Origin of the sequence: Streptomyces katrae (assembly GCF_000717655.1) — a bacterium.
Lineage (GTDB): Bacteria > Actinomycetota > Actinomycetes > Streptomycetales > Streptomycetaceae > Streptomyces > Streptomyces katrae_B.
On the sequence record NZ_JNZY01000038.1, the window covers coordinates 1 to 22,107 of the forward strand.

24 protein-coding genes and 2 pseudogenes are annotated in these 22,107 nt (G+C 69.2%); 8 read left to right on the forward strand and 18 right to left on the reverse strand.

From position 1 onward, the window contains the following. Positions 1-443 precede the first annotated feature (443 nt). The 7 genes from IF09_RS0131885 to IF09_RS0131915 all read right to left on the reverse strand — a co-directional run bounded on the left by IF09_RS0131885 (position 444) and on the right by IF09_RS0131915 (position 5,714). Positions 444-1,148, reverse strand: coding sequence for a PP2C family protein-serine/threonine phosphatase (locus tag IF09_RS0131885; RefSeq protein ID WP_030301702.1), 705 nt, complete (start codon positions 1,146-1,148; stop codon positions 444-446). An 82-nt stretch (positions 1,149-1,230) separates the two neighbouring features. Beyond that, the gene (locus IF09_RS0131890; RefSeq protein ID WP_030301704.1) at positions 1,231-2,235 is read right to left on the reverse strand and encodes a DUF932 domain-containing protein; all 1,005 of its coding nucleotides are present in this window, start codon (positions 2,233-2,235) and stop codon (positions 1,231-1,233) included. A gap of 72 nt (positions 2,236-2,307) precedes the next feature. Continuing rightward, positions 2,308-2,874: a hypothetical protein gene (locus tag IF09_RS0131895; RefSeq protein WP_051833212.1), complete on the reverse strand. Its 567-nt coding sequence runs from the start codon at positions 2,872-2,874 to the stop codon at positions 2,308-2,310. 125 nt (positions 2,875-2,999) lie between these two features. Next, complete coding sequence (locus IF09_RS0131900; protein ID WP_158710102.1) at positions 3,000-3,344, reverse strand: hypothetical protein; 345 nt, start codon at positions 3,342-3,344, stop codon at positions 3,000-3,002. A gap of 203 nt (positions 3,345-3,547) precedes the next feature. Next, positions 3,548-3,961 (reverse strand): hypothetical protein, encoded by a 414-nt coding sequence (locus tag IF09_RS0131905; RefSeq protein ID WP_030301710.1) that lies wholly within the window; start codon positions 3,959-3,961, stop codon positions 3,548-3,550. Positions 3,962-4,078: 117 nt separating this feature from the next. After that, on the reverse strand, positions 4,079-4,483 hold the full coding sequence (locus IF09_RS0131910; RefSeq protein ID WP_030301712.1) for a hypothetical protein: 405 nt from the start codon (positions 4,481-4,483) through the stop codon (positions 4,079-4,081). A 535-nt stretch (positions 4,484-5,018) separates the two neighbouring features. Continuing rightward, entirely contained in the window at positions 5,019-5,714 is a 696-nt protein-coding gene (locus IF09_RS0131915; RefSeq protein WP_158710103.1) for a hypothetical protein, read from the reverse strand. A 667-nt stretch (positions 5,715-6,381) separates the two neighbouring features. Here IF09_RS0131915 and IF09_RS0131920 point away from each other — a divergent pair. Continuing rightward, entirely contained in the window at positions 6,382-6,903 is a 522-nt protein-coding gene (locus IF09_RS0131920; RefSeq protein ID WP_030301716.1) for a hypothetical protein, read from the forward strand. A gap of 1,084 nt (positions 6,904-7,987) precedes the next feature. Here IF09_RS0131920 and IF09_RS0131925 read toward each other — a convergent pair. After that, on the reverse strand, positions 7,988-8,857 hold the full coding sequence (locus IF09_RS0131925) for a glycosyltransferase family 2 protein (protein ID WP_030301718.1): 870 nt from the start codon (positions 8,855-8,857) through the stop codon (positions 7,988-7,990). A 17-nt stretch (positions 8,858-8,874) separates the two neighbouring features. After that, positions 8,875-10,236 (reverse strand): tetratricopeptide repeat protein, encoded by a 1,362-nt coding sequence (locus IF09_RS0131930; RefSeq protein WP_030301720.1) that lies wholly within the window; start codon positions 10,234-10,236, stop codon positions 8,875-8,877. Positions 10,237-10,378: 142 nt separating this feature from the next. On the opposite strand from IF09_RS0131930, the gene IF09_RS0131935 reads away from it, so the two are divergent. After that, positions 10,379-11,473, forward strand: a complete 1,095-nt coding sequence (locus tag IF09_RS0131935; protein WP_030301722.1) for an NAD-dependent epimerase/dehydratase family protein — start codon at positions 10,379-10,381, stop codon at positions 11,471-11,473. Here IF09_RS0131935 and IF09_RS0131940 read toward each other — a convergent pair. Beyond that, positions 11,470-12,345, reverse strand: a complete 876-nt coding sequence (locus IF09_RS0131940) for a glycosyltransferase family 2 protein (protein WP_106975183.1) — start codon at positions 12,343-12,345, stop codon at positions 11,470-11,472. The genes IF09_RS0131935 and IF09_RS0131940 overlap by 4 nt on opposite strands. A gap of 85 nt (positions 12,346-12,430) precedes the next feature. Here IF09_RS0131940 and IF09_RS0131945 point away from each other — a divergent pair, with 85 nt between their 5' ends. Continuing rightward, the gene (locus tag IF09_RS0131945) at positions 12,431-13,129 is read left to right on the forward strand and encodes a transferase (protein ID WP_030301726.1); all 699 of its coding nucleotides are present in this window, start codon (positions 12,431-12,433) and stop codon (positions 13,127-13,129) included. 362 nt (positions 13,130-13,491) lie between these two features. Here the strand turns inward: IF09_RS0131945 and IF09_RS0131950 are convergent, their stop codons facing one another. The 3 genes and pseudogenes from IF09_RS0131950 to IF09_RS47490 all read right to left on the reverse strand — a co-directional run. Further along, on the reverse strand, positions 13,492-14,796 hold the full coding sequence (locus IF09_RS0131950) for a hypothetical protein (RefSeq protein ID WP_051833217.1): 1,305 nt from the start codon (positions 14,794-14,796) through the stop codon (positions 13,492-13,494). Positions 14,797-15,038: 242 nt separating this feature from the next. Beyond that, complete coding sequence (locus tag IF09_RS0131955; protein WP_030301729.1) at positions 15,039-15,557, reverse strand: hypothetical protein; 519 nt, start codon at positions 15,555-15,557, stop codon at positions 15,039-15,041. 26 nt (positions 15,558-15,583) lie between these two features. Continuing rightward, positions 15,584-15,925 (reverse strand): annotated as a pseudogene (locus tag IF09_RS47490) (transposase); the annotation flags it as partial. Between the two features lie 153 nt (positions 15,926-16,078). On the opposite strand from IF09_RS47490, the gene IF09_RS48640 reads away from it, so the two are divergent. The 3 genes from IF09_RS48640 to IF09_RS0131970 all read left to right on the forward strand — a co-directional run bounded on the left by IF09_RS48640 (position 16,079) and on the right by IF09_RS0131970 (position 17,472). Beyond that, positions 16,079-16,366: a transposase gene (locus IF09_RS48640; RefSeq protein ID WP_418953087.1), complete on the forward strand. Its 288-nt coding sequence runs from the start codon at positions 16,079-16,081 to the stop codon at positions 16,364-16,366. A 717-nt stretch (positions 16,367-17,083) separates the two neighbouring features. Further along, positions 17,084-17,227: a DUF6233 domain-containing protein gene (locus IF09_RS47500; RefSeq protein WP_234321220.1), complete on the forward strand. Its 144-nt coding sequence runs from the start codon at positions 17,084-17,086 to the stop codon at positions 17,225-17,227. Further along, positions 17,224-17,472 (forward strand): hypothetical protein, encoded by a 249-nt coding sequence (locus IF09_RS0131970; RefSeq protein WP_051833219.1) that lies wholly within the window; start codon positions 17,224-17,226, stop codon positions 17,470-17,472. The genes IF09_RS47500 and IF09_RS0131970 overlap by 4 nt, the downstream gene beginning before the upstream one ends. Positions 17,473-17,815: 343 nt before the next feature. On the opposite strand, the gene IF09_RS0131975 is transcribed toward IF09_RS0131970, so the two are convergent. From IF09_RS0131975 to IF09_RS0131995, 5 genes and pseudogenes are all read right to left on the reverse strand, one after another. Next, complete coding sequence (locus tag IF09_RS0131975) at positions 17,816-18,364, reverse strand: hypothetical protein (RefSeq protein WP_030301734.1); 549 nt, start codon at positions 18,362-18,364, stop codon at positions 17,816-17,818. Positions 18,365-18,440: 76 nt separating this feature from the next. Then, the gene (locus tag IF09_RS0131980; protein WP_158710104.1) at positions 18,441-18,683 is read right to left on the reverse strand and encodes a hypothetical protein; all 243 of its coding nucleotides are present in this window, start codon (positions 18,681-18,683) and stop codon (positions 18,441-18,443) included. A gap of 85 nt (positions 18,684-18,768) precedes the next feature. Beyond that, on the reverse strand, positions 18,769-18,891 hold the full coding sequence (locus IF09_RS48090; RefSeq protein ID WP_267882191.1) for a hypothetical protein: 123 nt from the start codon (positions 18,889-18,891) through the stop codon (positions 18,769-18,771). 313 nt (positions 18,892-19,204) lie between these two features. Continuing rightward, a pseudogene (locus tag IF09_RS0131990) lies at positions 19,205-19,585 on the reverse strand (IS5/IS1182 family transposase); the annotation flags it as partial. A gap of 7 nt (positions 19,586-19,592) precedes the next feature. Further along, a complete protein-coding gene (locus IF09_RS0131995; protein ID WP_030301737.1) occupies positions 19,593-19,934 on the reverse strand; it encodes a hypothetical protein in 342 nt (113 codons plus the stop codon). Positions 19,935-20,409: 475 nt separating this feature from the next. Between IF09_RS0131995 and IF09_RS0132000 the strand changes: the two genes are divergently transcribed. Both IF09_RS0132000 and IF09_RS0132005 read left to right on the forward strand, forming a co-directional pair. Beyond that, positions 20,410-21,462, forward strand: coding sequence for a conjugal transfer protein (locus IF09_RS0132000; protein ID WP_063607456.1), 1,053 nt, complete (start codon positions 20,410-20,412; stop codon positions 21,460-21,462). Further along, positions 21,459-21,770, forward strand: a complete 312-nt coding sequence (locus IF09_RS0132005) for a hypothetical protein (RefSeq protein ID WP_030301740.1) — start codon at positions 21,459-21,461, stop codon at positions 21,768-21,770. The genes IF09_RS0132000 and IF09_RS0132005 overlap by 4 nt, the downstream gene beginning before the upstream one ends. The last annotated feature ends 337 nt before the right edge of the window (positions 21,771-22,107 follow it).

Below are 22,107 nucleotides of genomic sequence, written 5' to 3' on the forward strand. Positions count from 1 at the left end.
CAGGAGAGAACCGCCTCGCTGCGCTCGACGGGGCTCGGCTTTGCCGAGCCAGGGGCGGCCCCTCGGGCCGGAGTCCTGCGCTTCGCTCCGGACAAGGTTCGGGGTTCCGCTGCGCTCCACCCCGAACGGCCCGCTCCGCGGGCCCGGGTGACCCCGTTTCACGGGGTCCGGGCCTACGGCCCGTTGGGCGGGTCCGCTCCGCTCCCCCACCCCAGGCCCTTCCGGCTCCGCCTCCAGGACCAGCCCGCTCCGCGGGCCGCCAACAGCAGTAAGCCGGCCGCTGCCGGGCTCCTCGACCGGGATGGTGCGGGAGATTTCCAAGCACAGGCTTACTCCGAGGCCCACCCTGCCCCGGGATCCACCCGAGGCAGGGTCAAGACTTTGTTTCAAAATGTGGTCCAGATGAACTCTGGAAGGCGGAGGTGTTCCCGCCCGCTCGCTCGCTAGCTCCGGGCAAGATCTACGATCAGCGCCGTGGCGTTGTCGGCTCGTCCTTCGGCGTGTGCGATGGCAGCTGCCACCAGGGCGCGGGCCGCCTTGTGGGGGCGTCCCATCAGGTAGTCAGTGATGGTCAGTTGGGCGTCTTCAAGCGGCTCGTATGCGCCGTCGCTGGCCAGCACAAGCCTACCGGCGCTGGGGACCTGGACGGATCCAAACGGGGCGTGGGGGCTGGTGTCACCGAGGTAGGACGTGACCCGGTTGCGGGCATAGGGTCCGGGCTCCAGCCCCATGTCGGTCAGGACCTGCCGCATGTTGTGATCGGTGGTCAGCGTCTCCAGCCGGTCACTGGATGGCGGGAGCAGGTAGGCGCGGGCGTCACCGCACCAGGCCACCTCGAGCGGCTTTCCGGGCTCCGCGACGGCCACGACGGCTACGGCCTTGGGCATGTCTTCCGCACGCCATCCCTCCTCGGCCAGCTCGGCGGCGCGGGCGGCGTGGATCTCTCGCAGGCCGTCCAAGGCCCCGGCGCGGGCGGCGGTGCGGGCAAGTCGGCGCGCGGCCGTGCGCGTCCACGTCCGAACTCCTTCCGTGCTGCCGATCCCGTCGAGCAAGGCATAGGCGCGGCGTCCCTGATGGGTGTAGGTCGCCGTGGCGTCGCACTGGTGGGAGCGTCCGCCGATCAGCTGGGCCGCGCTGTGGGTGCTCATGATGACTCCTGTCTCAGCGATGAGCGGGGTGGGCGGGTTCTCCCGCCCACCCCGTGGGCGGGGCTGTGGAGCTGACTTCGACTCAGACGGTCATGAGGCGGAAGGCGCGTTCCATCACGTCGTCGGCGGTGCCGCTGATCACTCGCTCCGCGCGGGCGGCGATCTTCAGGTCCGGACTGCTGCCGCGCGCCGGGGCCACGTGGTTGGCGTATTCGGTGATCGCGTTGTAGCCCGCCCACGCCGTTCCCCGAATGCCGGCCTGGGTGTCGGCCTGCTCGAAGAGACTGCGGATGCTATTCCACCGGGTGGCCTGATTCGTCTTCTTCCGGGCGCTGTCGCTGTCAGCGACCGGCCACAGCTCATCGACGACCGAACGCAGGGCCCGGGTCGTCATCTCTGTGTCCAGCATGCGCTGAGCGGCCTTCTCGAACTCCTCGGCGTACTTGAAGGTGAGTCCCAGCGCCTGCCGGGCCTGCGCGATGCGGCCGCGCGCTCCGGAGGTGTGGCGGACCGTGTAGCTGCTCTTTGCGTTCCGGAGACCGGCGCGCAAGGTATTGGCGCACACCACACGCACGGGCGTGACGACGATGCGGAATGCGCTGCTGCCGTCATGGGAGTTGAAGGCGGCAATGTAGAGGTCCACGTCGTCGCTGCCGCCGATGGTCATCGTTTGGGGCAGCTTCATGGTCAGGAACACCTGTCGGCCCTCTCGCAGGGATCCGGCCGTCTCGAAGTGCGCCCCGGACTCGTCGGCGAGGAAGTTGAGGAACTCGGCGTGTTCCTCGTTCTGGACGGGCGTGTAGTCGGGGCCGACCACGCCGAGTGTCTCGGGGCGCCCGGTCTTGGGGTGCGTGCGTACGCTCGCCCTGTGGTTCGGCACGTCCAGGAGGGTCGTACCCTCTGCCGTCAGTTCGGTGGCGTGAAGGCCGACCAGGCGGACGTTCCAGCCGTCCAAGGCCGCCAGGCGCATAGCGTCCTCAGCGGTCAGTGCGTCGGCGGTCACCGTTCCCAGCCTGTGCCAGGCGCTCTCACGCGCGCTCACGAACGCGGCTGTACCGTCGCTGAACTGCTCGATCTCGTGTGCCATGGGAGTCTCTCCTTCTGGGGTGTTCTACGGATGCGGCAGGGGTGCCACTCCCCCGCCGCTGGCGGGCTGTGGTCAGTCGTTCTGGGTGTCCGCGTACGCGGGGATCACGGCGCGCACCTTGTCTGCGTCGATGCATCCGGGGTGCCGGTACGGGGAGGGCGGGTTGCCGTTGCGGCCGCGCAGGTGGGACCAGTAGCGGTTGCCCTCCCAGCCGCACAGCTGGCACCGGACCGCCCACGGGTTGTCCGCTCCGGGGTAGCCGCCGCGGGGCTCCCACCGGTAGGCGGTCAGACCAGCCACGGCCTTGCGGGCCGCGTTCTGGTTGCGATCGGTGTCGCGCATGCGCGGGTGCAGCAGCGGCACGCGGCCGCCCGTTCCCTGGTCCGGCTTCCGCGTGTCCGCTTGGGGCGTGATGCGACCCGCGCGGTACTCCTCCAGGAGATAGCGAGCAACGGCGTCACTGCCGTCCCGGCCGTCGCCCCGCCGGATCGGCTCGCTCGTTCCGGCCGGGATGGCCAGCCATCCTCCGTGCCATCGGAAGATCCGGCCGATCTGCTGCTCGTCGACCAGGACCGGGTAGCGGCATTCGTGGTCGGCCCTGCCGATGCGGTACCCATGCGGGCTGTCGTCGTTCGTCATGGCGGTGCTCCTCTGGGCAGGCCGGAATGCCTGCCAGGCTGGGATGTGGGCGTTGGAAGAGAGTCGGGCGTCAGGGCCCGGAACGGTCGGCCGCCGCGTCAGGCAGCCGACCAAGGCCGGGCCGGTCAGGCCAGGGTGGGGGCGTCCACGAAGGTGACCGCCGGGGGAAGCGGGTCGCACAGGTCTCGGTCCTCGGCAATGCAGTAGGCCACGTGGCTCTGCTCGGCCGTGGCCGGGAACGCGGCGAGGTCACTGACCATCCAGGACATGAACCGCACGCTGCCGTCCGGATTCATCGTGCGCGCGGCCAACATGGCGTTGACGCCCGTCGTCGTCGTAGCCAGAAGGAACGCGACGAACACGACCGGATCGTTGCCGTCGTCCTCGCTCAACACGGGCCCGTCGATGATGCACTGACCCTCGACACACGTGACGTCGTCGCAGGTTTCTTCCTCGGTCGCCAGTACCACCGTGAGGTGGTGGGGTCCCTCACCGGCGGCGCGGGCCAGGGACCGCAGCAGGATCATGGATCGGCGGGCGAGCTCCCGTGCGGCAGACAGATCACGGGAAGGGGATTTGAACATGGGCGTGCCCTCTCTTGGTGTTCTGCGGTGGACCTGCGGGGCCGGGTGCCACTCCCGGCCCCGCGGTTCAGTGGCTGAGCGCTGGGGTGCTAGACCAGGTTGATGTGAGGGGCATCGTCGTAGTACAGACCCTGCACCGGCGGGAGGGTCTCGCCGGTCCACTCATCCCGGGAGTAGGCGCAGCGCAGGACATCGGCCGTAAGCGGGGTTGCGACCAGACCGCGTACGTGCCAGCCCCACGCGCGGGCCTTCCCCTCCCCCTCGATGCTGCGCAGCACGACGCCGCATACCTCGCCCGTCAGGGCGGCCGCAGTGGTGCTGATGATGTCGGCCATGTCCACGCCCAGGCCGAGGTAGGTCCGGCGGCCCTCGTTGTGGAATCGGATGGTTACGGAGGGGCCGCCTGCGTAGGCCGTGATGGTGTGACAGCCGTCCTCGGCCGCATCGAAGATGCTGTACAGGAGATTCTCGGCGCGCTGCCTGGGGGAGATCGTCGGCTTCATGGGCCCTTCCTTTCGCGATGGGTTCTTCGGGCGGGCCTGCGGGGCCGGGTGCCACTCCCGGCCCCGCAGGGTGGGCCGGTCGCCGGGCAGGAGACCCGGGCCGACCGTGACGGCCTGTCAGCTGGTGCGCTGTGCGGGGATGTGAAGGCTGCGCATGAGCACCCGCTTGCCGGTCAGGTGTCGCTCGATGATCCGAAGCGCCTGGTCCTGCGTGAGACCGTCCGCGATGCTCGCGCAGGTGTGGGGGATGGCGCCGGTCAGTACAACCGGGCCACAGATGGTGTGCGGGATGCTGAGCAGCCGTTGTGCGCTCCGGTTGACCTGGGCGTTCTCCCAGAGGGCGTTGTCGTCCGACCAGACAGTCAGGGTGTCGTCGATCCGCTTCGAGCCCATCCGGGCCTTCTGCTGGATCCCCTCACGGCGGAGCAGTTCGTGGGGCTCGGTGGTGGGGGTCCAGTCTGCGAGGACGAAACTGCCGTCGTTGTGCACGATCAGCGCGAAGGGCTTTGCGTCCGCGGCCATAGCTCTCCCTAGAAGTTGAGGGCTGGGGGTCTTCGGTGCCGGTGGGTTCTTGCCACGTCCCCCCACCAACAAGAGAATTCTATCGCGAGAGAGGCGCAATCGGTAGGGAATCGCCCCCCTTGGGGCGACCCGAAAGAGTGATGTATTAGCAGGTCACAGGGTGTTTACAGCCCGGCGGGGGGCGGGCATGGCGGGTCAGGTGCCGGCTGGACCCGGAGCGCGAAGCGCGGAGGGCAAGGGGTGTGGTGGCGGGTGGGAAAGGCAGGGGTATTCTGCGCGCGCAGCGCGCACCCCTGCCTTTCCCACCCGCCACCACACCCCGCAGCGCGGGCGGTCGTGAGGGCACGGCCGGCGCAGCGGAGCGGAGCCTGCCGTGCCCTCACGACCGCCCGCGGCCAAGGGGGTGAGCGGCGAAGCCGCTCACCCCCGGGCCGGCGCCGGACCCGCAACGCCCGCCCCCCGCCGGGCTGAAATGCCTTGAGGGGGCCACAGCCGGAGAGCTGCGGCCCCCTCAAGGGCAAATCGGTTGGGGGCGCTAGGAGGCGCCGTAAAACTCCTGTGCGGCCTTCAGGGCTGCCCGGCGGACGGCCGGCGGATAGCCGAGGCGCTCCGCCGCCTCTTCGACACCCAGACCCGGTTCCGTGTGCATCAGCGCGACGATGCGCGCTGCGCGCTCCTGCTGCAGGTGCCGCTGCGCGGCCGGGACGGAGATACCGAGGACATCGACGGCGTGGGCGGCGGTCACCGCGGGGTTGGCGTCGAGGAGTTCGGCGATGCGGCCGGGGAGCAGGTCGCGGGGGACCATGTCGCCCGATCCCTTCGGCCGGCCGCTGGGAGCGCTCATGGCGCCGCGTCCGGCCGCGTAGGCGAGCACCGCAGCGCGCGGCCAGTGCTCGACCCCACCCACGACCACGACATGGTCAGCAAGGCCAGGGTCGGTCTTATAGCTGTCCACGCTGCGAGGCTTCACATCGAGCAGGACAGCCGCCTCGCGGCGGTCAAGGAGATCCTCCTCGTGCTCGGAGTCCGGGATGACGGGCTGAGGCCGGCCGTCGCGGTAGGCCTCCACCTGCTCCAGGTCCCACAGGAGAACCCTCGAGTCCGCAGAACTCACAGGGACGGGGAAGCCGCCCTCCGCATAAGGCTTCGCCCGGCGGAAGGCGGCCCACTTCATGCCCAGGACGTCGGCGAGTTCCTCCCGCCCGACGGCCGTTCGTCCAGCGCGGATCAAGAGCCCGACCCCCGGTAGATGCGGCGCGCCGGCGAACTCCAGCACGCGGAAGAAAAAAATATACCGCACTAAGAGTACATCGCGTGCGGTACGTGCCCACGGGCCAGCCGACCGCTATGCTCGCCCCTGAGACGCATGTGGGTTTCTCCCAAGGTGTGTTCTTCGGTAGGCCGACGCCCTTGCCACCCGCCCTCGGCGGAAGTGGGCGTCGGCCACATCTCTTTCACCCACCCCGGCCTTTTGCCCCGGCCTCTCCCTTCCGCTCCACCCGCCCGAATCGCCGCCCCTCCCGTGCCCACCTCCCAGTCCCACTCACACCTGCCTACAGCGACCCCATCAACACCCCTCAACCCCAAGCCCAAGCCCAAGCCCAACCGAGCCAGCCAGCCAGCCAGCCAGAACAGACCCCCAACCCAACGCCGAACTCCTTCTCCCCCTCAACCCCCCTATAAGAAATGTCTGACTGGTCACCACCGCCGAGACCGGCGCTGACCAGCAAAAATGCAAGGCCCTCAGCGGAGTGATTTCCCCCTAAGACTCCCCCTCGCGCTCCCCCTCATGGACCCCCCTCAGATTCCCCCTCGCTGTCCCCCTCAGTCGCCCGGCCCTTCCGCGCTGAACCACGCCCGCCTAGGGCGTGTGTCGGAAGTGCTCTAGGTTGGCTGACGTGAGCGCACGGGGGCGGAATTATCGATATGTCGGGCCCGTCGAGCTGAAGGCTGCGGTCCGGCCTGACGGCGGCGGGTGCCCGATCAGCTCGGCGGCTGAGTTCGATGCCTGGATCGCTAAGCGATCGGTGGCGGAGCTGGCCGAACCGTTCACGTTCGTGGTCGGCATGGACGGTGTGCTCCGGCTGGCGCCGCGGCGAAGCGAGCACGTGGCCTGTGCTGGTGGAGACATGGTTCTGAGTGCCGGCGAGATCAGCTTCGTGCGCGAGGCAGACCGGTGGACCGTGAGCGAGGTCAGCAACCAGTCCACCGGGTACTGCCCGGACGTCAGCTCCTGGGTGGAGGTCGCCAGTGCACTGGACGACATAGGTCTCGGGCGGCCTTCCGACTTCACCCACGAGGTGGTGTTCCGACGATGCCTGGGCTGCCAGGAACGCAACATCGTGCGTGACGACGACTTCGTCTGCGTCTTCTGCGGCAACGATCTGCCCGCGGCGTGGAACGTGGATCCCACCGCGTGACGACCGAGTGTCAAAGCCACTCGTTGATGGCTGCGACAAGCACGGCCGCCTCGTAGCGGACGGCGAGCTTGTCGGATCGCGTGGCGACAGCGCGGTGCCTCTTGAGGCGGTTGATCCCGCACTCGACCGCGTGACGCTTGCGGTAGTCGATGGGTCGAACTGTGGTGGTCGCCGCGGGAGCCGAGCTTTTGGCGGTTGCGTGCCTGATCGGCCTTGTCGGGGACGGTGCATCGGATTCCGCGGCGGCGCAGGTAGGCGCGCGTTTTGCGGGAGGTGTACGCCTTGTCCACACGGACCCGATCGGGACGGACACGTGGCCGCCCCGGCCCGATGCGGGGCACGCGGACTTTCTCCAATACGGGTTCGAACTGCGGCGAGTCCCCGCGTTCGGCCGGGTCCCCCAGCTCGCCGCAGCTGATCGGCATGGGCGATCCACAGCCGGTAGAGCCGCTCCCACATCGCAGGCTCACGGGGCCGCTCATCCATATGCTCCTGCGTCAGTCCGGCAGCGGCGATCTCCCTGTGCCACGCCGGGTCCGCACCGCGCCGGAGCGCGCGGGTCACCACTAGGCAGCCGCCGGGGGCCAGGATGCGGCGAGCTCACGCAGCGCCGCCCCGCGGTCGCCGGCACGCCCGAGGGCGTCCACGAACACGATGCCGTGGGCATACCCGGATGGCAGGCCGGTGTTCTCCAGCTCGGCGGTACGGAAGACGCCGCGGTCGGCGGCGTGCTCGAGGAAGGTGGGCGCGGAGGGCGGTTGCCTGGGCGGTGGCGACGGGCGAGAGGTCGAAGGCGTTCAGGCGAACGGCGAGGGCGCGGGCCAGCCACAGGACGACGCCGCCAGCGCCGCATCCGCGGGGTCCACATCGGCCACTGCGCGCGGCGACGGACGAGGGGCAACAGCGTCTTCACCCCGCTCACCAGACTGGTGCCCGCCGCCCACTCCTACACCACCCGGGCCGGGGCACGTGCGGGCTACCTGGCGACCGGCGGCAGCGCAGCCACAGGGCAATCCTGGGCGACCTCGGCAGCTGGGCTGTACGCGGCCACAGGCAACGGCTGCTCGACATGCCACACCTTGGGTTAGAGCACCGGCGGTCGACCCAGTCGGGTCATTCGCCATACCGTCCGCCACCGCATAGGGCGACGCGGCGGACACGCGGTCCGTACGCCCTCGAAGAACCCGGCCCACCACGACTTCAGGCCTGCCAGTGGGGGGCGTTGGACAAGGGTGTAGGCCGCCCATGAGACGAGGTACACCGGGACCAGGACGGCGGGCAGGCGCCGCTTCGCGAGCCAGACGCGGTTGCGTCCGGTGTTGCGGTAGTAGACGGCGTGGCGGGATGCCGGGGTTCGGGGATGGGTCAGGACCAGGTCTGCCCGGTATTCGATCTCCCAGCCGGCGTCGAGCGCGCGCCAGGCGAAGTCGGTTTCCTCGTGGGCGTAGAAAAACTGGGTGGGGAACTCGCCGACTTGGTCGATCACGCACATTCGGATGGCGTGGGCGCCGCCAAGGAAGGTGGTGACCGGCCCGGAGACGAGCGGGTCGGCCCCACCGAGGCGGGGTACGTGCCTGCGCTGGGAGATCCCTTCCTCGTCCGCGATGCGGAAACCCACGATCCCCAGGCGGGGGTTCGCGGTGAATGCCTCCCTGACCAGTCGCAGCGCGTCGGTCTGAGGCAGCAGGCCGTCGTCGTCCAGGACCAGCACTACGTCGACACCGCCGTGTTCGCGCAGCCACCTCACGCCGGCGTTCCGGCCCCCGGGGATGCCCAGGTTCTCCGGCAGCTCGACGGCCGCGACACCGTCGGGGAGGTCCGGCAGTCTTACTCCTTGTCCGAGCACGATGACCGTCGGGGGGTCTCCTTCCTGGGCTGCCACCGACTCTAGGAGGGCTTGGAGTTCCTTCTCCCGGTCTCCAATGGTGAGGATCACGACGCCGACCGTAGCCATGTCCGTCAGGGCTCGGTTCACGCTTGGGCCTGCAGCAGCTCGGCGGCGCGCTGGTTCAGCGCTTCAGCCCCGGGGACCCTGCGCCTGCGATAGCCGGCCGCTGCGGCGCGGATCGTCCTGATCTCTTTCTGGTTCCGGTCGGAGGTCACGCCGTCCATGAAGTCGAGGGAACGATTCCACAGAGCCACGGCCTCTTCATGGCGGTGCTGGGCTGCAACCGACTTGCCGAGGTTGACCAGGGTGAGGCCGTGCACGCGCTGGTAGGTGCCCGGCACCCGGCCCCTGAGGGCTGCGCGGTAGTGCTTTTCGGCCGCCCGGTGGTCCTTCATCTCGGTCAAGGTCTTGCCGGTGTGCGAAGCGACCGTGGCCGAGACGGGCCCGGAAGCCGCCGCGTACGAGGGCACCTGGTCGTCCCCGGCCAGCATCGCGTCTTCGGCCGACAGCAGCGAGGCAGCCGCCTGCTTGCTCTCTCCGCCGGCCCCGTACGCCCTGGCGCAGGTGACCAACAGGAGTGCTTCGGTCTGGCGGTCGACCCTACCTGACGCGCGCCGCAGTGCTTCCTCCGCCAGGCCGATGCACGAGCCGGGGTGGTCGAGGTCGAGTGCCTGGTGGGTCAAGGCCCGCATCATCCACGCGCCGTGCCCGTGAGGGTCGGACTCGCAGGCCAGTTGGAAGCCGAGCAGGTAGTAGCGCTGAGCGGCACCTTCGCGGCCCAGGTCGTGGTGCTTCCAGCCGACCAGACACGCCAGCGTGGCTGCCGCGCCGAACGCGCTTCGCCGCAGCGAATCCGACGGAAACCGTCCCTCCAGCATGGGGACGACTGTGTCCGTGAAGTACGCGGTCACCGTCGTCAGCCCGTGGCCGCCGCCCAAGCGGTCGTCCGCGCTCCGAAAGGTCTCGGTGAGGTGAGCCACGGTGGCGACCTCCTCGGCGCCGACGCCGCCACCGCGCTGGGCCGCCCTGAGGGTGGCGGCGACGGCTTCGTGGTCGTAGGCGAGGGGCAGACCGACGGCGGCCGTCGCGAAGGCGGCGTTGAGGAAGTCCCTGCGACGGAGCATCACGAATCTCCCGAGGTCTGTGGCAGTGGCCAGCGGATCGGCGCCCAGTGCCTCCCCGATGCCTGCGCAGCCTAGACCGATCTCGGTGAGCGTGACCCTCCGCTTCATCTTTCTGGTCAGAGCTTCGGCAATGTACGAGCGGGTCTGACCGCTTGGGGTACCGCCCGCGACCCAAGAGTGGACGGCCGAGCGCGAGGTGTGTAGTTCCTCCCCAGCCTCGGCGGCAACGGTACGGATCTCCCTGGCCAGGGACTCATAAGTGCACCCGGCCTCGGCGATGACGTCCTCCAGCGCGGTGTTCGGTCTCCGTCTCTTCGTCAACTCGCGCTCCCTGAGCCGATCTTGAACAGATTGAACAGGCTGCTACCCCGCTCACGGTACCCGCGCACAGTGACCAACGCTTCACTGATTGCAAGGCCGGCCGCCTTTCACGTCCCACCCGAACCCTGTTTCTGGAGGCATCGTGCACCACCGCTCAGACCTCAGCGCCCTGGCCGGCGCCAACGTCCTGGTGACCGGCGGCGCCGGACTCATCGGCTCCCGAATCACCGCACAGCTGCGGGATCTCGGAGCCCGCCCTGTGGCCCTGTGCACCATGAACGCCTACCCCAAGCACGTGTACGCCGACCTGTTCGGCGTCCGCGCCGGGGACCCGGACGTGGTCCTGGGCGACATCCGGGACACCGTGTTAGTGCGGAAGCTGGTAGCGGAATCGGACTACGTGATCCACGCCGCCGCCCTGGCGGACGTCGCCGCCTGCACTCGTGAACCGCTGGCCGCCATCGAGACCAACGTGGCCGGGACCCAGAGCATCCTGGACGCCGTCGCCGCGACCGACCGCGTCCGCCGGATGGTGTTCGTCTCCTCCGCCAGCGTCTACGGCGACGGAAACCCCGAGGAGACCGACAGTCCCGAACTGCTGACCATGCGCCAGCTCCTGGAATCCGTCCACGGCCGCATCCCGCCCCAGTTCCACGAGTTCACCCCCATGCGCCCCAAGTCCGTCTACGGCAACACGAAGGCCTGGGGCGAAGAGCAGACCGCCCTCATCCTGGGTCAGGTCGGCACGTCGTACGCGATCGTCCGGTACTTCTCCGTCTACGGCGAACCGCAGACCATCAAGCCCAACTCCCACTCCTGGGTCGTTGCCTGGTTCGCCGCGCGGGCCCACCTCGGTCTCCCGCTCCACCTGAACGGCGGTGGCCGGCAGGTGCGGGACATGGTCCACGTGGACGACATCGCCGAGGGCACCTTGCGGGCCCTGGCCAGCCCCCGCGCGCACGCCGAGACCGTGAACATCGGCACTGGCGTCCCCACCAGCGTCAGGAAAGTCGCCCAGCTGGTCCAGGCTCATTACCCGAACACGCCGTTCCTCGAGACGCCGCTCCCGGCCGGTGACCCGCTCGGCGGGTACGCGGCCACCCGCCGGATGGAGAACATCCTGGTCTGGAAGCCGAAGGTCACCATCGCCGATGGCGTGGCCCGGTATGTGAAGTGGCTCCAAGGTACCCCGGCCGCTGCTCCGGACTGGCTCCGGCGGGAGCCCACCACGGCCTAGATGACCGGGGGCCGGCCCAGCCGGGTCAGTCGCCAGACCGTCCGCCAGCGCATCGGGCGCCGGGGGCCGCCGGATGTCCGGATGCCTTCGGCGAACCCTACGAACCAGGCCCGCAGCCCCGCCACGGACCGGGTGCGGGCCACGGTCAGCGCAACCCACACGCCGAGGTAGAGGGGCACCAGCGGGGCGGGCAGGTGCCGCTTGGCCAGCCAGACCCGGTTGCGGGCCGTCATCCGGTAGTAGACCGCGTGCCTGGCCGGGGATGTCTTCGGGTGCTGGAGCACCAGCTGCGGTTCATAGAGGATGTCCCAGCCGCGGTCGATCGCCCGCCAGGCCAGGTCGGTCTCCTCGTGGGTAAAGAAGAAGGCGTCCGGCCAGGGGCCGGTCTCCTCCAGCATCGGCATCGACAGGGCGTGTCCGCCGCCCAGGAACGTCGTCACCAGGCCCCGCCTCATCGGGTCCCCCGCCCGCAGACGGGGTACATGCCGCCGCTGGGTGTGGCCGGTCTCGTCCGCGATCCGGAACGAGACGATGCCCAGCCGGCGGTTTGCCGCGTACAGGTCGCCGATCCGCCGGAAGACGTCCGCCTCGGTCAACAGGCCGTCGTCGTCCAAGTCCACCAGGACATCGACGTCCCCGAAGTCCCGCAGGCGGCGCCAGGCGACGTTCCGGCCGCCGGACACCCCCAAGTTCTCCTCCAGCTCCACCCCGGTCACGCCCTCGGGCAGATCTGGCAGGGCCGCCCCGTTCCCGACCACGACGACCCGAGCCGCCGGCTCGTCCTGCTTGGCCACCGAGGCCAGGAGGGCCAGCAGCTCAGGCATCCGGTCGCCCATCGTCAGCACGGCGACACCCACACGCGGCCGGATCACGACCACCACCACTTTCTTCCGGAGCCAGTTCGGTGAGCGTACCCCCGCCGATCCTTGGACCCGGACCGTACGAAAGGCCATCGCTATGGACCGGATCATCCTGGGCGACTACGTCACAGCCCCCACCGAAGGGGCGATCGCCACGACCGCGTACGGCGGCCTGGAGAAGTTTGAACTGGCCGACTTCCTGGCCCAATGGAAGGGTCTTCAGCGCGAAGCCATAGTCATGTTGGGCGAGGAGCAGCGCATCCACCCCTCCGCATTCATCCACCCCACAGCGATCATCGGCGACGACGTGATCATCGGCCCGGACGTCAAAGTCCACGAGTTCACCACCGTGAGAAGGGGAAGCATCCTGTGCGCAGGCGCCCAGATCGGCTTCAACTGCGAAGTCACCGCTACTTTTGTCGGAGAAGGCGCTGTCCTGGGGCACCGCATCGGCGTCAACCGCACGATCCTCGGATCCCGAACCCACCTGTCCGCCAGCGTCACCGTGGCTGCGATCAACATGACCGCCGACATGCGCAAGCCCGACCGAGAAGTGATCATTCGCACCATGACCGGCCTCTACCGGTCCGGCACGACACAGTTCGGGGCCGTCATCGGCGATGACACGCAGACCGGCAACAACATCAGCCTCGGGCCCGGCGTCGCCATCGGCCGCCGCTGCCAGATCACCAGCGGCGTCACCCTGGCCATCCGCACCGTACCAAAAGACTGCACCGTCACCGCCCCACACACCATGGACACCAGTGTCCGTCGCCGCCGGATCTTCCGCACATGATCTCGGTGTCCGATGCGTGACAGGGGGCCGACCACTGCCTGTCTTGCCCCGACGGCCCGCGTCCGGGTCGCCGGGGCAAGCAAAACAGACGGAGAAGGGCGAGGCGAAGGCGCCACGGTCTCGCCTGCCCCACTCGCCCTCGTCTTGCCCTCGCTATCCCAGCCATCCGCCGGCCCGAATAGACCCTGAAACTCACCAACGTGTTCGCGAGTTTGGGAGGCAGCAGAGGGGCAGAGGGCGGAGCTGCGAATGCGTCTCGGGTCGCGGCCGCCTGAACCCGTTCCAGTTGGGCTGGACACGGCCGCTGCCTGAGGCTGCCTCCCGGGCGGTCGTATTCGGGCTGACCTCTGTGAAGTCCCTGGCTACTGGCGTTTGAGGCTACGCGTGACGCCGGCCGCGACGGTCGTTGCGAAGACCCATCCCGCCGCGACCAGAAGATAGGCGAGCCACTGGTGTGCGCCGGTGGGTGCGAACGCCTTCTCCTGGCCGAAGTCGACGACCGGGAGCAGCAGGTCTGCCGCGTAGGCGAGGGCGTTGAATTGCGGCCCCTTGCCCGGTTCGGCTCGTGGTGGCTCGTGGAGGCCGTAGGTGACGGCGCCGACCAGTAGCAGTGCCAGTAGCCAGGTCACCGCGCGGGCGGGCCTGAAGCCGTAGCCGACGGTCACGTCCTGGATGTGTCCCCACAGCCTTGCGGGCCAGGGCAGGGTCCGGCGGTGTCTGCGCTGTGCGGCGAGCAGTACGGTCCGTGCCTCGCCGTCCTCTCCCGCGCCGCGGTAGGTGTGGGCGAGTTGTTCGTAGCTGTGCGGTACGAAGCCATCTTGGTCGTGCTCCAGCAGGGGCAGCCGGCGGGCGGCGGGTAGCCGGGGTGAGAGCGACTCGTAGACCAGCCCCTCCAGTCGGACCGCGTGAGGCCACACCTTCGGATCGGCCTCGATCGCTTTGAAGGTGGAGTGGTGCAGTCTCACCTCGCCCACGATGGGCTCCGCGTCGCGGAGGGTGAGCTGGCGGGCCTCGCAGCTACTGAGGCCCAGCGCGACTCCTCCGGGATTGTGAAGCCGTGCCTCGATGAACGAGATCCAGCCGCCTGCCTTGGTGCCGGTGAGTCTGACCTTGCCCTCGGCGCTGAGGCCACCCGCGTTGAGGACGGTGCCGAGGCTGAGGCTGGGCGCGTTGAGAGCCAGGGCTTGCGGATTGTGCAGCCGGGCATCTTCGAGGTCGAGGGCACAAGCCACTTGGGCCGCCTCGAGTACGACCTCGCCTTGGGCCATCAGGCGCGGGGCACTGATGTTGCCCTCGACGCGGGCGTAACCCAGACGGATCGGGCCGGACACCCGGCAGTCGGCGAGTAGGAGGTCGCCCTCGACGCGCAGGCCTGTCGCGGTGAGCGCGGGCAGCCGTGACGCGCGCAAGTCCAGCTGGCGTACGCGCGCTTCGCTCAGATCGGGCGTGTCCTCGAAGTCGCAGTCCATGAGCTGGATCGGATACGGGATCTCGGCGTACGCCAGGTCGAGTCGGCCGCTGATCGTCACCCCGCGCAGGCGCAGCGCGGGTATCTCGCCGTCCTCGGCCGGCCCGGAGAGCAACAGTCCGCGCAGCACCGCAGCACGTACGGATGGCCCCGCGATGTCTGGAGGGTCCGGGGCCCCGTGCTCCTGGCGCACGTCCATCGTTTTGCCCCGTGCAAAGGCATACCGGATGCGGGATTCGAGAGGGGTCAGGTCAGCGATTTCCACATACGGGACGCTACATCCGCCGGATACCTGGTCCCCCAGCGGGCTCGTGACTGCTGTCGCTGGACGTGAACGAAGCCAGACGGTGGTCGAGCTGGGTTAAGCTTGCCATTTAACGTTTCAGGCTGAACAACGCCTCGATCGCCCAATGCTCTGGGGGACGGCTCGGAGTCCCTGGATCAGTTGCTTTTGCCGATGGTGCTGCGGGCCGCGAGGCGGAAGTCCTTGACGGCTTCGTAGAGGGTCCGCTCTCGTTCGGCGGCAAGGGCAATGTCTTCGGCCTTGTGAGTGGTGTTTCCCGCGTGGACGTTCTCGGCCATCCGTCGCATGACGTGTGAGAGGTCGCTGGAGGCGACGGTGACGCGTTCCGCGACTTCCGCGAGGTGTGCTGGCCCTTCGAGGATGACGATTTCGCAGGCGCGGTGGACCTCGCGGGCCAGGGTAATAAAGCCGCCTATCTTCTCGTCTATGTCGGGCAGGTCGGGTTGGTCTGAACGCAGCGCGTCGAGGACGGCGTCCATGGCGATGTCGCGGTTATGGAGAGCGCTGAGGTAGCCGGCGTATGCGTCGCGCCGATGCTGGCGGCTCCATTGGGCGTGCTGGGACCGTGCCTGAGCACGGACGTTGACGATTGCGGCCCCGAGGGTGGTGGCGGAGCCGACGGCGGCGCCCAGCAGTGCGGCGAGTCCTGAGTCCATGAGCCCTAGTCTGCCGTTCTTGCTGTTCATCCAGTTCGCCGGGGCTTCGTCCCCTTCTTGTGGTGTGCGGGTCGGGTGTAGGACTCGCCGGTGGCGAGGACCCGCCCGACGGCGTAGCGGGTGGCGAGCTGCCGATTCTTCGAGCGGGGCGGGCGGCCAGGGCCGGGCCGTGTAGGTTTCGGTGCACCGGCTGGCGTGCCCGTCTTCGCGTGCAGGTTCCTGAACCCCCGGCGGACGTGGGCTGGGGTGAGTCTGTTCGGTTCCGTCGGCCGCTCCCATGGTCGGCGTAGATCCCGTGTGAGGGGGCGGGCGAGGCGGAGTTGGGCGTGCGCGGCCAGGACGAGCCAGGTCCAGCGGTCGGCCGCCTGGGTTTCCCCAGTTCACGGGACCTACGGGGGCCGGAGCCTGATCCTGTGGGAAGGGTTGATGCGGCACGGAGGCCGGGATCGTGGAACTGGTCGAACACGGCGTTCAACGAGACGCGTTCGTGACGGTGACAAGGTGCCAGTCGGAGCTTACGCGTGCCTGGTGTCCCGGAGCGACGCCTGTTCGAGCTGTGCGATGCCTTGCTGTGCACCGAAGGCCCGGTCCGCACGCTCGTGGACCTGGCCCTCGCTCCCGAGCACCGACGCGGGCACGGTGCCCTGTATTTCGGACTCAACCAAGGCCGGATGGACGTCGCCCGGCTGCGCCGGGCCCTGGCCGACGTGCTGCTGCTCCGGGCGGAAGTGGCGGTGGTGACCGCGACCGAAACCGACAGGCACGGACGGCGACCGCCCAGGCGTGGGACCGACTGCACCCCCGGCTGACCCGGCGGGCGGCGTGGCTCGACCACGAGGGCCCCTTACCGATCATCGAGGCCACGGTGATCCGGTTTGGCGGTCGACAGCGGTGGGGTGGACAAGCCCGTGTGGCTGTGCTGGCCCCGGACCGTTGCCCGCCCCGAGGACGTGGACCGGTGCTGGCAAACCTTCTTGCGACGGTTCGACGTGGAGCACTTCCGCTTCCTCAAGCAGACCCTCAGGTGGACCCGACCCAAGCTCCGGGGCTCCGGGGCTCCGGCGACACGAGCACCGTGCGACGGCAGACCTTAACGGCAAGCAAAAGGCAGCCCGACCACCGTTACCCCGACCGTCCTCATCCCTCTGCTGGCCGTCATCCTGCTCGTCTCCGCAGTCAAACTCGCCCGGCACGACTGACTCCCGAAGGCCACACGAGCGTCTCGCCTTTGACTAGTGCAGAGAAGCCATGCCCCGACCGCGCGGTACGGGGCTCCTGCCAACCCCTTGTGTTCGGCGTGTAGGGCCGCGCGGCAGGCCCAGTACGGGGGCTGTGCCGGTGTCTGTGCTGCCGCCTGACCTGCCGCGTCTGCGGACGCTGGTCACCTACCTGCGGGGCGAGCTGGGCAGGGCGGAGAGGGCACTGACCGAGGCCGAGGAAGCCGAAGCCCAGGCAGCCCGCCGACTGCCACCACCCGAGCCCCCGAATGGCTGGTGGAACGCGGAATCGGCGCTGGCATGCCACCGGTGTGCGTCCACGCCGGGAGCTGCTGGGATCTCAGCAAACGCTGCGCGCCGGCCACCGCCGAGCAGGTACGCGCCCTCCTGGCCGAGGGCGTCCCCATCTGCCCCCACTACCGCCCCGACACCATCCTGGGAGTCCTCGAATGAACTGCCCGCAGCACCCCGAGCAAGCGGGCAACGCGCACCGTGTGACCGTCCTTCCGCCCGACGGGCAGGGCGCACGCCGTGTCCGCTGCGACGGCATCGGCCTCGGCCGCGCCTACGGGCCGGCCGACGTCCTGGAGTTCCTGCGGCGGGCCGGCCTCGACCTGGACGACGTCACGGCAGGGGGCGGGGACATCATCGAATGGCGCGGGGGCGGCCCTGCCGACTGGCACCCCGACCGCGGGTGACCCGCCCCGCCCGGCCGGCCCCAGCGGGTCAGACGACGGGGGAGCTGCTACAGCTGCGGCAGCCAACATGGCCACCGCCGTATAGATCGTCTTTCGCATGACCGCTCAACCCGGCGGACACCCCGATGGTCACCCGGCAGCCTCTGGGGGCGGGGGACACGAAACGAAGTGTCGGCCCGGTGGTACTGCGGCACCGGGCCTCACCCGGGCTGGAACAGACCCTGACCGGACCCCAAAGGGCGGCGTCCTGGCACCAGACACTGACGACACCGGCGCGCGCGGTGGCCCATCCCTCAGCGTGGGAGTTCGCGGCCATCGAAGCACGATCACGTGCCGTGGGCGGCTACAGGCCAGAAGCGGGTACGGCGCGTTCCCACTGCTCCTCGAACGCTTCCCGGGTAATCTCCTGGCCTGCCAACTCCGGGTCGAAGAAGTCGACGACCGGCGGGTTGAAGGGCCAGTCGTCAGGTCCGCTCCTGATGCGGCCGCTCCCGTCCTCAGCCAGCTCAACTTCGCGGGTCCGGCGCCCGTCCGATTCAACCTCCATGAGGTAGACCGGGCCGCCGTCGTCCTCGCCGTCCCAGTGACGCCGCACGTACACCATGCTCCTGTCCGCGAGGGCGCCGAAGCCAGGAAGCCCGCGCTGTACGTCGCGTTCGGCCCGCAGGCCGTCCAGACCTGGAGGCAAGAGTGGCGCATCGATGTCGACTTCTTCGAGTTTGTTGCCCTCGGCCCAGGTCACCGACTCCTGCCTGGTGACAACCTCGGTCCATGCGAACGTTTCCAGGATCTCCCGGGCCGACCGCGCGTGGACCCACCACCATGAACCGCCCATCCCATAGTCGTGCAGGACAAGGAACCGCGTTTTGGCTGCGGGATTTGAAAGAGTCACAGGACCGGACCCTAACAACGGAGCTATCAGACCTGTTCAGGTGGTCGGTCCACCTTGGATGGCAAACGATCCGGGTTCAGTGACAGCGGACAGTCACGCCGTCACGCCGTCCACGGGCGATGACCAGCCGTTCGAGCACTCGCTCGGCCTTTTCGAGTACGGCCACGATCCTCGCGACTGCCTCCCGCGCCCGCTCGACCGCTTCCCGCGCGGCCGACGCCTTCGCCTCCAGCAACCCCAGCACCGACGCCACCAGCCACCCCCACCAATCAAGAAGCAACCCGGCACCCCAACGCTCCTGCACCGACGCGAAATTCACTCCTGACCAGCGGAATCTCAACGGCCACGACCGGAAAGACAACGACTTCTGAGGCTGATGTGTATCTCGGCTTTGGCCAGGACCGTCAGGCGGTCCGGTCAGCTGCCAGCGAGTGCGCCTCCACCCGCCGGGCCCTCAGGACGAAAGCCTCCAGATTGGTCCGGTGGAGCCGGTCCAGGTCCTCCGGTACACGCTGGGAAGAAGCCATGAACGTTCCCTCCGATGAAGTGAGCCGCGAGGGCACTGACCGAGCATCGTGCATCAGCTGCCGAGGACCAGAGGTACCTGGGTCCTGCCGGTGGGCACGGACGAAGCGCTTCCAGGTCAACGAGGACCAGAACAAGCGTCCCCGGCAGGTGCACGTGGCTTCGACCACATCCGCCCGGTTGCCCGGGCCGCCCGTCAGATCGACTGTCAGCCCACGCTGGACCCGGCGCAGCAGCGCAGGGCGGCGGCCACCGGCTCGGGTATCGGTCCCGCGCTGAATCACCGGTGAAACGACCTCAGGCCCCCAGGACTGCGCGGCGGTGCTCGTACGGTTCGGCGAGGGTGTGGTCGCGGGTGGGGACCAGCGTGCCGTCCACGATGAGCACGGTGTCCTTGGTGAACCGTCTGCGGGGCCGAAGCGCGAGCATCGCCCCGAGAGGGTCGATGATGCGGCCCGCCGCCGACTTCGATACCCCGAACAGCGGAGCGAGCTGCCGCATCGTCAGGTTCGTGCGCCAGTAGGCCGTGACCTGCAAGGCCCGGTCCTCCAGCCGCAGGCTCCACGGCCGGCCCTTGCGGACCGCGTCCGCGCCCTCGCGCCGCAAAACCGTCACCAGCTTCCCGAAGGCACGCGGACTCAGCCCGGTGAACGGGGCTATCCAGTACGGCTCCAATGCCGTGATCACACCAGTCACGACAAGATCATTCCACTGCTTCGCGCCCGTCCTGCTCGAACGCGATGCGGCAGCGTTCCACCTGCTCGGCCACCTGCTCCATGAACCAGCGCATGATCTCGTAGGGGATGACGTGCTCATCATGGCTGTGGATGTGGACGGTCGGTTCCAGATCCGGATCCTCATCGGGGACAAGCGCCACCAAGAAGGCGGCTCCAGGCAGGTGCCTCTCTGCGCTGGGGTGCTCGGCCCACGCGGCTGGCGCCGGCACGGCCTCGCTCAGCTCCACAGCCCAGGCATCGTCCGGCAGGGCGTAGTGGAACTGGACGGCGTAGTGACGTCCTGCATGTTCTCGCAGCTCGGCTGGCATGACGGCAGGCTGCCACAGTCGCGACACCCGAGTCGCGGCGGCCCGACCAGCTTTTGCGGGACAGCCCTTAGACGAGATCCCTTCGGAGCGGACCACGCTTGCCGGCCGCCCTGAAGCCCCGGCTGCCTCCTGGTACGAGCGGCTCGGGTACGGGTTTGTGGGACACCCGGCTAGCGATGTCGATGAGTGAGGTTTTGAGAGCACTTGGTGTGGGTGGCAGGGCAAACGTGCATGCCCTGGTCCGCAGCCGGTGAGTGCGTTCGGGACTCACCGCTGATGTCACCGGCGGGCGGTGAGAAACCAGCGCGCAGGGCTGTGACCTGCGATGGGGAGGTTCCGCGAACTCACCGGCGAGTCACCGGTTGCGGCGTTGTCCACCCGTGATGCGGCAGGGGTTGCCGCGGTGAGCCGACCGGTGAGGGCGTCGCCGTTTTGTGGGGCAGAGCGAAAACCTCTCCCACGGAAGGCGTCCCTGATGACCACCACTCCCCCACCCAGCCAGCGCTGCGTGTCCCGGCCCCCGGCGGCAGCGCCGGTATCGAAGCCCCTGCGCAGCGCCCGGCCCGAAACGGTGCCCGCGCGCCGGGCCGTATCCCGCAGCCCCCGGTTGGCCCGGTACGGGATCTGGACCGCGCTCGCGGCGGGTCCCCTCGCCCTGGCTGTCGCGCTCGCCGTGCCGCGGACCACCATCGCCCAGGCCGCTCCCGCCCCACACGTCACTGACGCTGCCCGCACCCCGGCCGACCCGCAAGGCGTCGCCGAGATGTTCATGGATCTGTGGCTGCGCGCCGACGCCACCGCCCCCGAAAGCAACGGCATCACGGCCGCCGTGCGTGCTCTGGCCCCTGAGGTCGATCTCCCCAAGCGGCCCCGCAATGACAGCACCGGCCCGGCGGCCGCCAAGTCCGTGGCAGTGCGTACCGCGTACGGGCTTGAAGGCGCGTGGACGGTGGTGGTCGCGGCGATCAGCGACCGGGCGGACACCGGTGCGGCTGCTGTGCCGCTGGTGCGGTACTTCGCTGTGTCCGGCACCGGTGGCAAGGACGGTGGCCAGTTCACGGTCACTGGAGCACCGGCGGAGGTTGCCGCCCCTGACGCGGCCGCGGTGCCGGCCTCGCCGTTCACCTACCCGGCTCCTTCCACCGGAGTGCTGGCGACGACGCTGGGCGAGTTCGTCCGCTCCTACCTCGGCGGCGGCCAGGGAACCGGGGTGGAGCGCTATCTCTCGCCCGGGCTGCGGGTTTCGGCGCCGCGGGCTGCTTCGTATGCGCGGGTGGACGTCGAGGACGTCGCCCCGGACTCCGCGGCCGCCCTGGGCACCACCGTGCCGGCGGACGGCACCAAGGCGCGGGTGCGAGTCCGAGTGAGCGGTGAAGACCGGGGCGGGGTGCGCTGGCCGCTGGTCTACCGGCTGGAGGTCACTGCGCGAGCCGGCCGGTGGGAAGTCAGCGCCTTGGAGGCAGGTACCACAACGCCGCCCGCGACCGCACCCTCCGCCACCGCGCCCGTTTCGGGCGGTGCCCGATGAACGAAGTGCTGGCAGGGAAGTTCGCTGACATGGGCGACTCGTTCATCGCGACGCTCGCCCGCTGGAGCGACGGGGGCCTCAAAGCCATTCTGCTCGCCGTGGTGGTCGTCACGGTCAGCCAGAAGTTCTCCATGAAGGCAGGCATCGGAGCGCTGATCGCCCTCGTCATCGCGCTGGGCATCTACAACTCTCGGGACTCGCTGGCCGAGATGTTCTCCGATGAGATCAAAAACCCGTCCAAGGGCGCGAGTGCCGTCACCGTCGTCGTCACCCCCGGCCCCGCGGCCGGTCAGAACGGTGTCCTCTGATGAGCGCGGCCGCGCAGCCGCGCGTTGCGAGGGCTTACACGAGCGCGCGCCGGCATCCGTGGGTGCTGGGCAAGCTCGGCGACTGGACCGTGCCCTTCGGCCCGTACACGCCCGCACAGCTGGTCGTGCTCGGTGGCGGGGCGTTCGCGCTGATCAAGACGTTCGCGTGGTGGTCCTGGGCCGGGCCGGTTCCCGTCGCGCTGTGGCTGTGCGCGGTATGGGCCGTGCGCGGGGCGCAGATCGCAGGGCAGAACCCGTTCACCGCCCTGCTCGGCATGCTGGTCCTGCTGCTGCGGCACCCGGCCGGGCGGATCGGCGGGAGGACCGCCCGCGACAA